Here is a 14,418-nt window from a genome sequence, read left to right as displayed (position 1 = left end):
AGCCTTGGCAGCAATCCCTTAAGGATGGCTTTTTCAAATTCGAAGATTTTACAACGAAATCATAGAGATAAATCCGAATACGGACGTATTCGACGGATCGGGCCCGATCGGGCGGGGCCTGCCGAAAGCCCCGGACGGCGTCGCCGGTGCCTTTCGGGGTGACGAACGGCTTTCGTCTCGCTAGACGACGGGCGTCATGACAGACCTGAACCAACTGGAACTGGACCTGATCAACGCCATCGGCGCGGCCGAGGGTGTGCAGGCCCTCGAGGACCTTCGCGTCTCCGCCCTCGGCAAGGCCGGCTCGATCTCCGGCCTGCTCAAGGGCCTGGGCGCCATGAGCCCGGATGAGCGCCGCACCGAGGGGCCGCGCATCAATGGCCTGCGCGACCGGGTGGCGGCCGCCCTCGCCGCCCGCAAGGCCGAGCTGGAGGCCGCCGAAATGGAAGCCCGGCTCAAGTCCGAGCATCTGGACCTGACCCTGCCGCCTCGTCCGGCCCGGTCCGGCAGCGTGCATCCGACGCTTCAGGTCATGGACGAGATGGTCGCCCTGTTCGCCGACATGGGCTTCTCGGTGGCCGAAGGTCCGGACATCGAGGACGACTTCCACAATTTCACGGCCCTGAACTTTCCGCCGAAGCACCCGGCGCGGGAGATGCACGACACCTTCTTCCTGAAGCCCGGTCCGGAAACGGGCGAGCGCAAGGTTCTGCGCACCCACACCAGTCCGGTGCAGATCCGCACCATGATGTCGACGACGCCGCCGATCCGGATCATCGCGCCGGGCCGGACCTTCCGGAAGGACTCGGACGCGACCCACACGCCGATGTTCCATCAGGTCGAGGGTCTGGTGATCGACCGCGACATCCACATGGGGCACCTCAAGTGGACGCTGGAGACCTTCGTCGCCCGCTTCTTCGAGGTCGAGGGGATCGATGCGCGCTTCCGGCCGCACCACTTCCCCTTCACCGAGCCCTCGGCCGAGATGGACATCCGCTGCGACCGCTCGGGCGGCGTGCTGAAGCTGAATGAGGGCGACAGCTGGATGGAGATTCTGGGCTGCGGGATGGTGCATCCCAATGTGCTGCGTACCTGCGGCATCGACCCCGATGAGTATCAGGGCTTTGCCTTCGGCATGGGCGTCGACCGCCTGGCCATGCTGAAGTACGGCATCCCCGACCTGCGCCCCATGTTCGAGGCCGACAGCCGCTGGCTGTCCCACTACGGCTTCTCGGCCTTCGCCGCACCCAACCCCGCAAGCGGACTTTCCTGATGACCCTCAACCTCAAAACCGTCGACGAGCGCAAGGTCGTCGCCATCCCCGACGATCTGGCCCAACGCACCGTCTATGAGAACCTGACCGTGCCGCTGTTCTTCGTCTATCGGCAGATCGTCGCCGCCGGGGGGCAGGCGATCGAGGGGCGCACGTTCCGGAACTGCGTGATCGAGGGGCCGGCCGTCCTTCTGGCCGCCGGCGGTGTGCGCTTCGACGGATGCGACCTCGGCGACGCCCAGGGCGATATCCGCAATCTTCTGCTGCGCCCGGTCGGCCCCCGGAAGGTGGTCGGCGCGATCGCCGTGCGGGACACCACCTTCGAGAAATGCCGGTTCTTCGGCGTCGGCTTCACCGGCGGCCCCGACTTCATCGATCATCTTATCCAGGCGCTCGGGTCGCCGACGGCATGAAGTTCACCCTCTCCTGGCTGAAGGATCACCTGGACACGACGGCGGACGCAGCGGGCGTGGCCGAGGCCATGACCATGGCCGGGCTGGAGGTCGAGGACGTCACCGACCCGACCGCGGCGCTGGCGCCCTTCACCGTTGCCCGGATCGTCTCGGCCGAGCGCCACCCCAATGCCGACCGGCTGCAGGTCTGTCAGGTCGAGACCGTGGATGGGCCCCGGGAGATCGTCTGCGGCGCGCCGAACGCGCGGGCGGGGCTGGTCACCATCTATGCCCCCATCGGCGCCTTTGTGCCGGGCCTCGGCGTGACCCTGGTCGAGAAGCCGGTGCGCGGCGTGGTGTCGAACGGCATGCTGTGCTCGGCCGCCGAGCTGGAGCTGCCGGGTGACAGCGAGGGCATCCTCGACCTGCCCGCAGACCTCGCGGTCGGCACGCCCGCAGCCGAGGTCTTCGGGGCCGAGCCGGTCATCGACTTCGAGGTCACCCCCAACCGCCCCGACTGGCTGGGCGTGGACGGCATCGCCCGCGATCTGGCCGCCGCCGGTCTGGGCCGGCTGAAGACCCCTGCCATCACGCCCGTCGCGGGCCGATTCCCCAGCCCGGTGTCGATCCGGCTGGAGGCCCCCGGCCTGTGCCCGGTCTTTGCCGGACGGGTGATCCGGGGCGTGACCAACGGCCCGTCGCCCGAGTGGCTGCAGCGTCGGCTGGCGGCCATTGGCCTGAGGTCCATCAACCGGCTGGTCGATGTCACCAATCTGATCGCCTACGACCGGGCCCGGCCGCTGCACGTCTATGACCTTGCCAGCCTGAAGGGCCGGACCGTGGTCGCCCGGGGCGGGACCGACGGCGAGACCGTCGCCGCACTGGACGGCAAGACCTATACGGCCGCCCCCGACATCTGCGTCATCGCCGATGACGAGGGCGGGCGGGCCATCGGCCTTGGCGGCGTCATGGGCGGCGAGAGGACCGGCTGCTCGGACGCCACGACCGACGTCTTCGTCGAGAGCGCCTGGTTCGACCCGCTGGCGACGGCCCAGACCGGGCGGACGCTGGGCATCAGCTCGGACGCCCAGTACCGTTTTGCCCGCCGGGTCGACCCCGGCACTGTGGTGCCCGGGATCGAGCTGGCCACGCAAATGATCCTCGACCTGTGCGGCGGTGAGCCGTCCGAGGTCGTGGTTGCGGGCGAGGTCCCGGCCGCCCCGGAGGCCTTCGCCTTTGACCCGGCCCGCGTCGGGCGGCTGACCGGGCTCGACGTCAGCCCCGAGCGCTCCGCCGAGGTGCTGACGGCGCTCGGCTTTGCCGTCGAGACGGGCCAGCCCTGGACCGTGACCCCGCCCAGCTGGCGCGCCGATGCCCATAGCCCGGCCGACCTGATCGAGGAGGTGGCGCGGATCGTCGGCTATGACGCCCTGCCGTCCACTCCCCTGCCGAGTCTGGGCGCGCCCAGCGCCGGCCTGCTGTCGCCGCTGCAGGCCCGGGTGCGCCGGGCCCGCCGGGCGCTGGCCGCCCTGGGCTATGCCGAGGCGGTCACCTGGTCCTTCACCAGCCAGGATATCGCCCGGGCCTTTGGCGGCGGGGACGACCGGCTGCTGGTCGAGAACCCGATCGCCCAGGGGCTGGACTGTATGCGGCCCTCGATCCTGCCGAACCTGATCCAGGCGGCGGCGCGCAATGCCGACCGGGGCCACCCCGATGTGGCCCTGTTCGAGATCGGGCCCGTCTATCGCGACGACAGCCCGACCGGTCAGCGGACGGCCATCACGGTCGTGGTCGCCCCCCACACGGCCCGCCACTGGAGCGGCGCGGGCGAAGACCCGCTGTTCCAGCTGAAGGGGGATCTGATGCGGCTGCTCACCCTGCTGGGCGCGCCCGCCGGCCTGCAGACGGTGCAGGACCCCGAGCGCAGCCCCACCGACGGATGGTGGCATCCGGGCCGTTCGGCGCGGGTGCAACTGGGACCCAAGGCCCTCATCGCCCAGTTCGGTGCCCTGCATCCGGCCACGCTGAAAACGCTGGACGCCGAAGGGCCCATGCTGGGCTTCGAGCTGATCCTGGAGGCCCTGCCCGAGCCGCGCGGCGCCAAGACCAAGTCGCGCGGCCCGGCCAATCTGTCGGCCCTGATGCCCCTCAGCCGCGACTTTGCCTTTGTGGTCGAGGACCGGGTGCCGGCGGGCGATCTGGTCCGGGCGGTGCAGGGTGCCGACAAGGCGCGGATCACCGAGGTCGCGGTGTTCGACGTCTATCGCGGCAAGGGCGTCGAGCCGGGCTTCAAGTCGGTGGCGCTGGAGGTGACGGTCCAGCCCGATCAGGCGACCCTGACCGAGGCCGAGATCGAGGCCCTGTCGGCGAAGATTGTGGCAGCGGCGCAAAAGCTGGGCGCCGCGCTGCGCCAGTAGGCCACGGGCTTGAAATTCCTGTTGACGACCTCCGGTTTCTACGAACAGTGTTCGGGTAAGGAATCGGGGGATTGTCATGAAAACACAGGTCTTTGCGGCCATCGCCGCGTGCGCCCTGCTGGGCGGGTGCGCGGAGGCGATGACCACCATGATGATGCTGTCGGACCAGATGGCGGCCGAGCAGGGCTACTATTACGATGACCAGCACGACAGCGAATATTTCGGCGACCGGGCGTGCGGCGGTCTGGCGGAGTATGGCGTGGTCAACAATCAGGGCTACCTGAGGGTCCGCAACAGCTCCTCGCGATCCATGGAGGCCACGGTCACGTGGAACAGCGGCCTGAAAAGCCCCTTCAGCCTGTCCGCCGGCGAGACCAGCCAGTTCATCTACCTGTCGCCGTCGCTGGTCCCCTCGAACATCGACTTCCAGTGCTACGGCTGACGGCAATGTCCCGTTAACCTTGCCGCCGCAAGTCTGACTCAATGCCACGACAGGGTGCGCCCCTGTCGCTGCCTGAGGAGATTTGCCATGGACCGTCGCAAGCTGATCATGACCGGCCTTGCCGCCGCCACGCCGCTGGCGGCCGGATCGCTGTCGGGCTGTGCCACCTCCCAGCCGGGGCAGGCACAGACACAGACGGGCCCCAACTATCCGATCCGCTCGGACCAGGATGCGCCCGCCTATACGGCCGACGAACTGGTGGCCGCCGGCTCGCGCGAGCTGGGCATCGCCGCAGAGGCCATGGGCGGTGCCATCGAGCGCATCTTTGCCGATCAGGGTGATCGCCCGACCGCCTATATCGCGGGCGAGGAGGGCGCGGGCGCGCTGGGCGTGGGCGTGCGCTACGGACGCGGGGCGCTGCATATGAAGGACCTCAGCGCCTCGCAGGAAATCTTCTGGCAGGGCATCTCCATCGGCTGGGACGTGGGCGGCAATGCCAGCCGCGTCTTCACCCTGGTCTATGGGCTCTACTATCCCGACATGATCTATCGCCGCTATCCGGGGGTCGAGGGCTCGGCCTATCTGATCGGCGGCCTCGGCGTGAACTACCAGCAGGCCGACGGCATCATCCTGGCCCCCGTGCGCACCGGCGTCGGCCTGCGCCTTGGCGCCAATGTCGGCACCATGGCCTACAGCCGCCAGCGGAACCTGCTGCCGTTCTAGGCACGCCAGAGGCCCCGTCCGCAGGAGCGGCGGGGTGGAGGGCAGGCGGAGCGCCGGGCCTTCGCCCGGATGAGCTAGAGTTTACCGTTTCGACGAAGGCTGACGCTCCGCGCGGTGGTTTTCCGGAAGCTTGCGTCGGGTGGCGGTGTTATCGCCTTACCGCAGCGCCCCCGGCGGGCGGGCAGGGCCTGCGCCCCGTCCCGGAACGGCCGAGTATCCCCCTCGACCCTTGCCCCCCTCACGCACCCGGAGGCGGTGATGGGGGTGTTTGAAAGTAGGCCTATCGCTCGCGACGCGGTCGCTCGCTGCTTGAGGCCCCTCCAACCCCGCTCCATCCGCTCCCGCCGCTCACAAGGTCGCAGGCCTTACGAGCCCTCCGTGCGACGGGACGGGAGGAGTGTGGGACATGGCTGGACCGGGTCGGGCAGAACGGTCCGGGAAACGGTGAGGGTGTTGAAAGGGCTGGGGAATTTTCGGCCAGCCATCATGGCTGAAGGCATTGGGTCAGCATTCATCCCCCCCTCGGGGGAGGGGAACCGCGAAGCGGTGGAGGGGGCCAGGACGGTGGATCCGCGTAAGCCTTGGCCGACGACGGCGCTGCCCCCTCCACCATGCTGCGCATGGTCCCCCTCCCCCTAGGGGGAGGAATAGGCCGGGTCTGCCCGTTCTGATCTCCGGGTCGACGGTCAGGATCACTTGCGACCCGTTGCGGACCTTCCCTCCGTGTTCAATGATCCGACATGCAACGAGATGAACAGCGACGGCGGACGATCGGACATAGGACATGTCTGGCCACATGCGTGGGTGTGGCGTTGCTTGTTGCCTCGTGCGATCGCGACGGACCCAGCGGCGAGCAGCCAGGCCGGGAGGAACTCGCTGACGAGCCGCACCGCGAGTATTGTGGTGGGGAGTTGCCGGAAGGTGCCGTGGCGGCCTATTTCGACCGCCTTGCCCGCCATCTGGAACGCTCGGACGAGCCGGTGCCCCTCGACTTCTATGCAGACGTCGTCACCCTCACCGAGGGCGGCAGAACGCTTTCGTTCCGCATCAAGGACGTGGGACCCCAGGCCGAGCGGTTGCCGACACTGGCCGATTGGCGGGAGATATCCCGAAGGGGCGAGGGGAGCCTCCATCCCGCAGGCTACCGCGGGTGCTTCTTCAGCGCCGGCAAGGCATGGTTCGAGACGAACTATCCGGATGGCAGATTTGCGCTCAGCGGATTCGACAAGGATATGCCCTGGGCCTCTGATGAATGACCAATGTCAGTGCCTCAACCCCAGGCGACCGTCCGCTTTCGACCCGTAGCGGACATTCGCAGTGGCATATTTGCGCCGCTATCCCGTCAGGCCGGAACGTAGCAACAGTGCGGCTGACCCAACAGCAGCGACTGCCCCAAGAATTCGCCACAACCTCACGGACCGTCGGGAGAGAGTGTAGGAGGTCAACGCCCGCCGCTGCTCAAAGTAGTCCTCCGGCGCGCCCTGTTCGATATCCTCCAGCCTCCGGAGACGAGCCGCCTCTGCACGGGCGATAAGGAAGCGAGGCGCAACCGCCACCACCAAGCCGCATACAAGGCCGCATACAAGAATGATGAAGGGCGGCAACATGGGGTCAGACAACATAGGCCCGCTCTCGGTGTCAATGTCCGCTTCCCACCCCTGGCAGACCCTCGGAGAGTCCGCTTTGCGCGGAGGACGTCACTCCAGCTGCAGCAATGCCTCAATGCCCTCGCGATAGCTCGGGTAGCGGGGGCGCCAGCCCAGTTCGGCCTTGGCGCGGGCGTTCGAGAGGCGTTTGGAGTCGAGGTAGAAGCGGCGCATGCCCTCGGAGACGGAAGGGTCGGTCCAGTCGACCTCGGGCGGCAGGGGCAGGCCCATGCGGCGGGCGGCCCATTCGATGACCTCGTCGGCGGGCGAGGGCTGGTCATCGCAGAGGGTGTAGGCGCGGCCGGGGTGGGGGCGGGCCATGGAGGCGGCCAGCCCGGAGACGACGTCGTCGACATGGATGCGGTTGAACACCTGACCGGGCTTGCGCACCAGACGGGCGCTGCCGTCGCGCAGCTTGTCGACCGGGGACCGGCCGGGACCGTAGAGGGCGGGCAGGCGGAAGACCTGGACGGTCAGGCCCATGCTCTGGCCGGCTTCCAGCCATTCGGCCTCGGCCCGCACGCGACGGGCGCCGGTCAGGCTGGAGGCGTGAAGGGGTTCGTCCTCGAAGGCCCAGGCGCCGGCGCGGTCGCCATAGACGGCGCTGGACGAGATATAGCCGATCCAGTCGGGCCAGGCGCCCGAGGCCGACAGGGCCGGGATCAGGGCCTTGAGCCCCGGGCAGCCGGTGGGCTCGGGCGGGGCGGTGACCAGCAGGGCCTGCACCCCGGCCACGGCGGCCTTGAGGGCCTCAGGGTCGGCGGGATCGACGGCATGGAAGCCGCCGGCGGTCAGCTGGTCGCGGGTCTCCGCCGCGCGCGAGGTCAGCCAGGCGGTGCCGCCCCGGGCCAGGACGTCACGGCCGACAGCCTGTCCCAGCCAGCCGCCGCCGAAGATCAGGATCGACGGGGTCTCGCGGGGACGGGATGCGGTCACGGCAGCCGGTCGGATCAGGCCGTGCGCAGATGGGCGGCGGCGGTGGCCGAGACCACGGGCTCGGTCTTGAGCGCCTCGGCCCGGCGGGCATTCCAGCTGGAGACACAGGCGATCTTGGAGGTGTCGGCCCGGTCGGCATAGCGACGGGCGATCTCGGTCACCTCTTCCATCAGGCCGTGGGCGAGGGTGATGGGCTTGAGGCCCAGATCGCGGAACTGGTCATTGGCGACGACCAGTTCGTTCTCGTCGGCTTCCTGACGCGGATTGGGGACGTTCTGGACCTCGGCCCCGGCCATTTCGGCGACGGTCAGGGCCAGGTCGCGGACCCGGCGGCTCTCGGTCATCTGGTTGAGGATCTTGACCCGGTCGCCGGTCTTGGGCGGGTTGTTGAGCGCCAGCTCGACGCAGCGGACCGTGTCCTGGATGTGGATGAAGGCGCGGGTCTGGCCGCCGGTGCCGTGCACGGTCAGCGGATAGCCGACGGCGGCCTGCATCAGGAAGCGATTCAGAACCGTGCCGTAGTCGCCGTCATAGTCGAAGCGGTTGATCAGGCGCTCGTCCTGGCGGGTTTCCTCGGTCTGGGTGCCCCAGACGATGCCCTGGTGCAGGTCGGTGATCCGGACGCCGTCGTTCTTGGCGTAGAACTGGAACAGCAGGGCGTCCTGGGTCTTGGTCATGTGGTAGATGGAGCCGGGGTTCGGCGGGAACAGGATTTCCTGCTCGGCCGGGCCGAAGTCGGTCTCCACCGTGACCTTCAGATAGCCTTCGGGGATGCGCAGGCCGGCGGTCGTATAGCCATAGACGCCCATGGTGCCGAGGTGGGCGAGGTGAACGTCCAGCCCGCTTTCGACGATGGCGGCCAGCAAATGGTTGGTGGCGTTCAGATTGTTGTCGACGGTGTAGAGCTTGTGCCGGGCCGACTTCATCGAATAGGGCGCGGCGCGCTGTTCGGCGAAGTGGACGACGCTGTCGGGCGCGAAGTCCTTGATCAGCGCGACCAGCCGGTCGAACTCCTTGCCGACCGTCATATTGACGAAGCCGATGTCCTTGCCGGAGACGGCCTTCCAGGCCTCGATCCGTTCGCCCATCGAGCGGATGGGGGTCAGGGACGAGACCTCCAGCTCATTGTCGATGTTCCGGCGCGACAGATTGTCGACGATCGTCACATCCCAGCCGCGGGCCGACAGGTGCAAGGCCGTGGGCCAGCCGCAAAAACCATCGCCCCCGAGAACCAGAACTCGCATCGACATATATACTCCTGCAATCGCGGACCGGGTCCGCGGTGACCTGACTAAAGCAAGGGGACGGTGATCCCAAGCCCGAAGGCGTGTGCGGAACGGCTCAGGCGCGCAACAGTTCGTTGACGCCGGTCTTGGCCCGGGTCTGGGCATCGACCCGTTTGACGATCACGGTGCAGTAGAGGCCGGGGCCGCCGTTCGGGTCGGGCAGGGTGCCGGGAACCACGACGCTGAAGGCCGGGACCTCGCCGCGGAAGACCTCGCCGGTGGCGCGATCGACGATCTTCGTCGAGCCCGACAGATAGACGCCCATGGCCAGGACCGCGCCCTCGCGGACGATGACGCCCTCGGCGACCTCGGCGCGGGCTCCGATGAAACAGCCGTCCTCGATGATGGTGGGATTGGCCTGCAGGGGCTCCAGAACGCCGCCGATGCCGGCGCCGCCCGACAGGTGCACATTCCGGCCGATCTGGGCGCAGCTGCCGACGGTGGCCCAGGTGTCGACCATGGTGCCCTCCTCGACCCGGGCGCCGATGTTGACGAAGCTGGGCATCAGGACGACGTCGCGGCCGATGAAGGACCCGTGACGGGCGACCGCCCCGGGCACGGCGCGGAAGCCGGCCGCCTCGAAGCGCGCATCGGTCCAGCCGGTCCATTTGACCGGCACCTTGTCCCAGTAAGGCCCCGGGCTGGAGTCGGGAGTGCCGGCACCGGCGTTGGTGGCCAGGCCCGTGCGGACATTGGGGTTGAGGCGGAAGGACAGCAGCACGGCCTTCTTCAGCCACTGATGCGTCGTCCAGGCGCCGTCCGCCTCGCGCGAGGCGACGCGCAGGGACCCGTCGTCGAGACCGGCCAGGGCATAGTCGACGGCGTCGCGGATCTCGCCGGTGGTGGCGGTGGAGACCGAGGCGCGGTCCTCCCACGCCTGTTCGATCACGGACTTGAAGTGGGCGGGGTCGCTCATGCGGCCTCCTTGAGGGCAGTTTCGGTCAGGAATTCGAGCAGGTCGTGGGTATGGTGATCGACCCAGTCGCCGATCTCATGGCCATGGCCGTCGCCGACCAGCACCGTGGTCATGCCCAGCGCCTTGGCCGGGGCGAGGTTGCGGGGTGTGTCCTCGAAGAAGACGGCGCCCTCGGGCTCAATGGCGTGGGCGGCCATGAACCGCCGGAAGGTGGCGGGGGCCGGCTTGGGCACCAGATCCATGTCCTCGATGGCGAACACGCCCTCGAAGGCACCGGTGATGCCGATGCGCTCCAGCACGCGGGCGGCGTGATAGCGGGCGCCGTTGGTCAGGACGAAGCGGCGCCCGGGCAGGCGGCGCAGCACCGCGTCCAGATCCGGATTGGGCTCCAGCGAATCCAGCGGCACATCGTGGACCTCGGTCAGGAAGGCCTCGGGGTCGACGGCATAGTTGGCCATCAGGCCGGCCAGGGTGGTGCCGTGCTCGTTCAGGAACTGCTTTTGCAGGACGTGGGCTTCGTCGCGGGGCAGGCCGACCGCGGCCATCATGAAGGTGTTGATCCGCTCCTGCACCAGCCGCATGACGCCCTGTTCCCGCGGATACAGGGTGTCGTCCATGTCGAAGATCCAGACACGGGCGCGGTGGAGGTCGACGCTCATTTGGCCCGCACCAGGGTGCCGGCGCCGTGTTCGGTGAACAGCTCGACCAGCATGGCGTGCGGGCGGCGCCCGTCGAGGATGACCACGGCCTCGACCCCCGCGCGAATGGCGGCCATGGCGGTCTGCAGCTTGGGGATCATGCCGCCCGAGGCGGTGCCGTCGGCGATCAGGGCCTCGGCCTCGGCGAGGGTCATCTGGCGGATGATCTGGCCGTCCTTGCCCTTGACCCCCTCGACATCGGTCAGCAGCAGCATGCGTTTGGCGTTGAGGGCGCCGGCGATGGCGCCGGCGACCGTGTCGGCATTGACGTTATAGGTCAGTCCGTCCTCGGCCACGCCGATCGGGGCGACGACCGGCACCCAGTCGGCATCGGATTCGATCAGCCGGGTGATCAGCTTGGCGTCGACGCGGGTCGGTTCGCCGACAAAGCCGAGGTCGACCTCCTGTTCGATCAGGCTGTCGGGGTCGCGTTTGGTGCGGCGGGTGCGCTCGACGGTCAGCAGGCCGGCGTCCTTGCCCGACAGGCCGACGCCGCGCACATCGGCCTGTTTGCCGGCGACGGTGATCCAGTGGGCGATCTCCTTGTTGACCGCGCCGGACAGGACCATTTCGGCGACCTGCATGGTATCGGCGTCGGTGACGCGCAGGCCGTCGACGAAGCTGGACTTCACGCCCGCCTTGTCCAGCATGGCGCTGATCTGGGGGCCGCCGCCGTGGACCACGACCGGGTTCACCCCCATCAGCTTGAGCAGCACGATGTCGGCCGCGAACTGTTTGGCGACGGCCGTCTCGCCCATGGCGTGGCCGCCATATTTGATGACGACGGTCTGGCGGTCGTAATTCTGGATATAGGGCAGGGCCTCGGCCAGGGTCTTGGCCGTGGTCCAGGCGCGGTCTTCGGATTGGCGTTCGATCTCATCCATGGTGCGGGCTCACTAGATCGGATCGGCCGGGAACGGAAGCGGGGGCGTACAGGCTCGCGCGCCTCGTGTGGCCCGCGCGCCCCGTTCACCGTCAGTTGACCGGCGCCGCTCCTGTAACGCTTGTCGTCCGGGATTCCTGCAGTAGGGTGCCTGCTGGATATTCACGCGAGGGACTTTCCCAATGTTCGACTCCCTGTTCACCGGTCGTCAGGCGACCGCGCTTTCGGTCTACGGCGGCACTGGCGGTTCGGGCCGTTTCGTTGAGGACAGCACCGAAAGCGACGCCTATTCGACCTTCGGCGCCATCTCCAGCTACGGTCTGTGCGGCGGCTGCGGACGGTTCCACGGCGCGATCGACGCGGGTGACACGGGCGGTGGGCTGTCGGGCTACCTGAACGGCGACGACCGGGGCGCTTTCGGCGACAACGGCAAGCCTTCGCTGAGCACGACCGACGCGGGTGCCCAGATCACCCGCACGGGTCTGTCGTGGGCGGCAGGCCTGGGGCAGAATGTGACCGTGACCTTCGCGTTCCGGGCGACGCAGCCAGGGACCATGCCCAACGAGACGGGGGGCTTCTCGCAATTCAACCAGGCCCAGATCACGGCCACCCTGCTGGCCCTGCAGTCCTGGGCCGATGTGGCCGGCATCACCTTCCAGCAGGTCACCGACCCGGGCAGCGACTATTCGAACAATGCCACCATCCTGTTCGGCAACTACAATACGGGCGCCGATGGGGCGGCGGCGTTCGCCTATCTGCCCGGCAATGCGGCGACCGGCGCGGCCCAGGGCGATGTGTGGATCAACGACAGCTTTGGCTACAACTCCACGCCGGTGCTCAACGCCTATGGCTATCAGGTGCTGACCCACGAGATCGGCCATGCCATCGGCCTGAGCCACCCCGCCGCCTACAATGCGAGCGCCGGCGTCAGCATCACCTATGAAGCCCATGCGACCTATTTCGAGGACAGCCGCCAGTATTCGCTGATGAGCTATTTCAGCGAAACGAGGACCGGCGGCGACTTCTTCTTCCGGTATTCGGCCGTGCCGCTAATGGATGACATCGCCGCCGCCCAGCGCCTGTACGGCGCCAATATGACGACCCGCACCGGCGACACCGTCTATGGTTTCAACTCCAACGCCGGCCAGCCGTGGTTCACCCCCGACGTGAATGGCAACATGATCTTCGCTGTCTGGGACGCGGGCGGGACTGATACCTTTGACTTCTCGGGCTATAGCCAGAACCAGCTGATCGACCTGCGCCAGGCCGCCTTCTCGAACGTGGGCAACTTTATCGGCAATGTCTCCATTGCCCTTGGTGCGGTGATCGAGAACGCTATCGGCGGATCGGGCGCCGACCAGATCCGCGGCAATTCGGGCAACAACAGCCTGCGCGGCAACGGCGGCAATGACCAGATCGACGGCGGTCTGGGCATCGACACTGTGGTCTTCTCGGGCAACCGCAGCGCCTACACCATCACCTGGAACGGCCAGATCGGCACCGTGGTCGGCCCGGACGGCACCGACACCATCACCAATGTCGAATTCCTGCAGTTCGCCGATCAGACCATCGCCGCCGCCCCGACCGGCGGTCTGGTGGTGGCCGGCGACATCACCAATGAGACCATCAACGGCTCTGCCCTCGCTGATGCGATCGGCGGCCTGGGTGGGAATGACACGATCAACGGCCTGGGCGGCAACGACACCCTGGACGGCGGCTTCGGCAATGACATCCTGAACGGCGGTGAGGGCAATGACACCCTGATCGGCGGCCAGGGCACTGACACGCTGAACGGCGGCAATGGCTATGACATCGCCAGCTATGCGACCGCGATCGGCGGCATCACCATGAACGGCACCGCGGTCACCGGGGCGGCGGGCAATGACACCCTGATCAGCATCGAGGAGGTCATCGGCTCGGCCTTCTCGGACAACCTGACCGGCGGGTCGGGCAATGATGTGATCCGCGGGGGTGGCGGCATCGACACCATCAACGGCGGCGGCGGCAACGACCGGCTGTATGCCGGAACCCCGGCGACAGAGGCCGCCCCCGACATCGTCAAGGGCTCCGCAACCGTAAACAACAGCATCGCCACGGCGGTCTCGCTGGCGGGCGCCTTCGACGTCGAGGAGAATTCGGCCATCGCCAACTCGACGATCATCCCGCATGCGACCGTGCGGGCCACGTCCCATGGCGGGCTGGAATATTACGCGGTCACGGTCACGGCGGGTGAACAGGTTACCTTTGACATCGACTCCGCCAGTTTTGACACGGTCCTGCGTCTGATGGACGCCTCGGGCACGGTCCTGGCCACGAACGACGACGCTGATCCCTCCGATGGGCCCACCACGGATTCGGGATTGACCTTCGGCTTTCCCCAAGCGGGCACCTATTACATTCAGGTGTCGCAGTGGGCCAGTGGCGGCGGGGCATCCCTGACCACCAACCCGCCGCCCGCGGGGGGCACCTATACGCTGCATGTGTCGGTCCCCAGCGCCCCGCCGGTGGCACCGACCCTGCAGGGCTCCATCCTGGACGGCGGCGCGGGTGACGACCAGCTGTTCGGCAGCACCGGCCCCGACCAGATGTACGGCGGCACGGGCAATGACACCTTCACCGTCAGCGGCCAGAACGACCTCGTCTTCGAGATGGCCGGTGAGGGCTACGACACCATCATCGCGTCGACGGGCTTCTACCTCTACGACAACATCGAGGCGCTGACGCTGGCCGCGGCGGCGGGCAATGGCTTCGGCGTCGGCAATGCGCTGGACAATGTCATCACCGGCAACACCGGCGACAACCTGCT

At 67.8% G+C, this 14,418-nt stretch carries 12 protein-coding genes; 7 read left to right on the top strand and 5 right to left on the bottom strand.

Annotated features, from left to right (window positions below):
- The first annotated feature begins 196 nt into the window (after positions 1-196).
- The 6 genes from pheS to V7672_RS06730 all read left to right on the top strand — a co-directional run bounded on the left by pheS (position 197) and on the right by V7672_RS06730 (position 6,503).
- Positions 197-1,273, top strand: a complete 1,077-nt coding sequence (gene pheS, locus V7672_RS06755; protein ID WP_335623835.1) for a phenylalanine--tRNA ligase subunit alpha — start codon at positions 197-199, stop codon at positions 1,271-1,273.
- Positions 1,273-1,686, top strand: coding sequence for a hypothetical protein (locus tag V7672_RS06750; protein ID WP_335623834.1), 414 nt, complete (start codon positions 1,273-1,275; stop codon positions 1,684-1,686). The genes pheS and V7672_RS06750 overlap by 1 nt, the downstream gene beginning before the upstream one ends.
- A complete protein-coding gene (gene pheT / locus V7672_RS06745; protein WP_335623833.1) occupies positions 1,683-4,082 on the top strand; it encodes a phenylalanine--tRNA ligase subunit beta in 2,400 nt (799 codons plus the stop codon). Before V7672_RS06750 ends, pheT begins: the two co-directional genes overlap by 4 nt.
- Before the next feature lie 76 nt (positions 4,083-4,158).
- The gene (locus V7672_RS06740; protein ID WP_335623832.1) at positions 4,159-4,524 is read left to right on the top strand and encodes a hypothetical protein; all 366 of its coding nucleotides are present in this window, start codon (positions 4,159-4,161) and stop codon (positions 4,522-4,524) included.
- An 87-nt stretch (positions 4,525-4,611) separates the two neighbouring features.
- Positions 4,612-5,247 carry a DUF1134 domain-containing protein gene (locus V7672_RS06735; protein WP_335623831.1) on the top strand — a complete coding sequence of 212 codons (636 nt, stop codon included), beginning with the start codon at positions 4,612-4,614 and terminating at the stop codon, positions 5,245-5,247.
- Between the two features lie 926 nt (positions 5,248-6,173).
- A complete protein-coding gene (locus V7672_RS06730) occupies positions 6,174-6,503 on the top strand; it encodes a hypothetical protein (RefSeq protein WP_335623830.1) in 330 nt (109 codons plus the stop codon).
- Between the two features lie 441 nt (positions 6,504-6,944).
- Here V7672_RS06730 and V7672_RS06725 read toward each other — a convergent pair whose 3' ends face one another.
- From V7672_RS06725 to argB, 5 genes are all read right to left on the bottom strand, one after another.
- A complete protein-coding gene (locus V7672_RS06725) occupies positions 6,945-7,829 on the bottom strand; it encodes an NAD-dependent epimerase/dehydratase family protein (RefSeq protein WP_335623829.1) in 885 nt (294 codons plus the stop codon).
- 14 nt (positions 7,830-7,843) lie between these two features.
- Positions 7,844-9,073, bottom strand: coding sequence for an NAD-dependent epimerase/dehydratase family protein (locus tag V7672_RS06720; protein WP_123286306.1), 1,230 nt, complete (start codon positions 9,071-9,073; stop codon positions 7,844-7,846).
- 97 nt (positions 9,074-9,170) lie between these two features.
- Positions 9,171-10,031, bottom strand: coding sequence for a 2,3,4,5-tetrahydropyridine-2,6-dicarboxylate N-succinyltransferase (gene dapD, locus V7672_RS06715; RefSeq protein ID WP_335623828.1), 861 nt, complete (start codon positions 10,029-10,031; stop codon positions 9,171-9,173).
- Complete coding sequence (locus V7672_RS06710; protein ID WP_335623827.1) at positions 10,028-10,690, bottom strand: pyrimidine 5'-nucleotidase; 663 nt, start codon at positions 10,688-10,690, stop codon at positions 10,028-10,030. The genes dapD and V7672_RS06710 overlap by 4 nt, the downstream gene beginning before the upstream one ends.
- On the bottom strand, positions 10,687-11,613 hold the full coding sequence (argB, locus tag V7672_RS06705; protein ID WP_442889007.1) for an acetylglutamate kinase: 927 nt from the start codon (positions 11,611-11,613) through the stop codon (positions 10,687-10,689). The genes V7672_RS06710 and argB overlap by 4 nt, the downstream gene beginning before the upstream one ends.
- 181 nt (positions 11,614-11,794) lie before the next feature.
- Here argB and V7672_RS06700 point away from each other — a divergent pair.
- On the top strand, positions 11,795-14,418 hold a 2,624-nt coding region (locus V7672_RS06700), incomplete at its 3' end, for a M10 family metallopeptidase C-terminal domain-containing protein (protein ID WP_335623826.1).

Source organism: Brevundimonas sp. (genome assembly GCF_036963785.1).
In the GTDB taxonomy this organism is placed as follows: Bacteria; Pseudomonadota; Alphaproteobacteria; order Caulobacterales; family Caulobacteraceae; genus Brevundimonas.
This window is presented reverse-complemented; position numbering and strand designations above follow the sequence as displayed.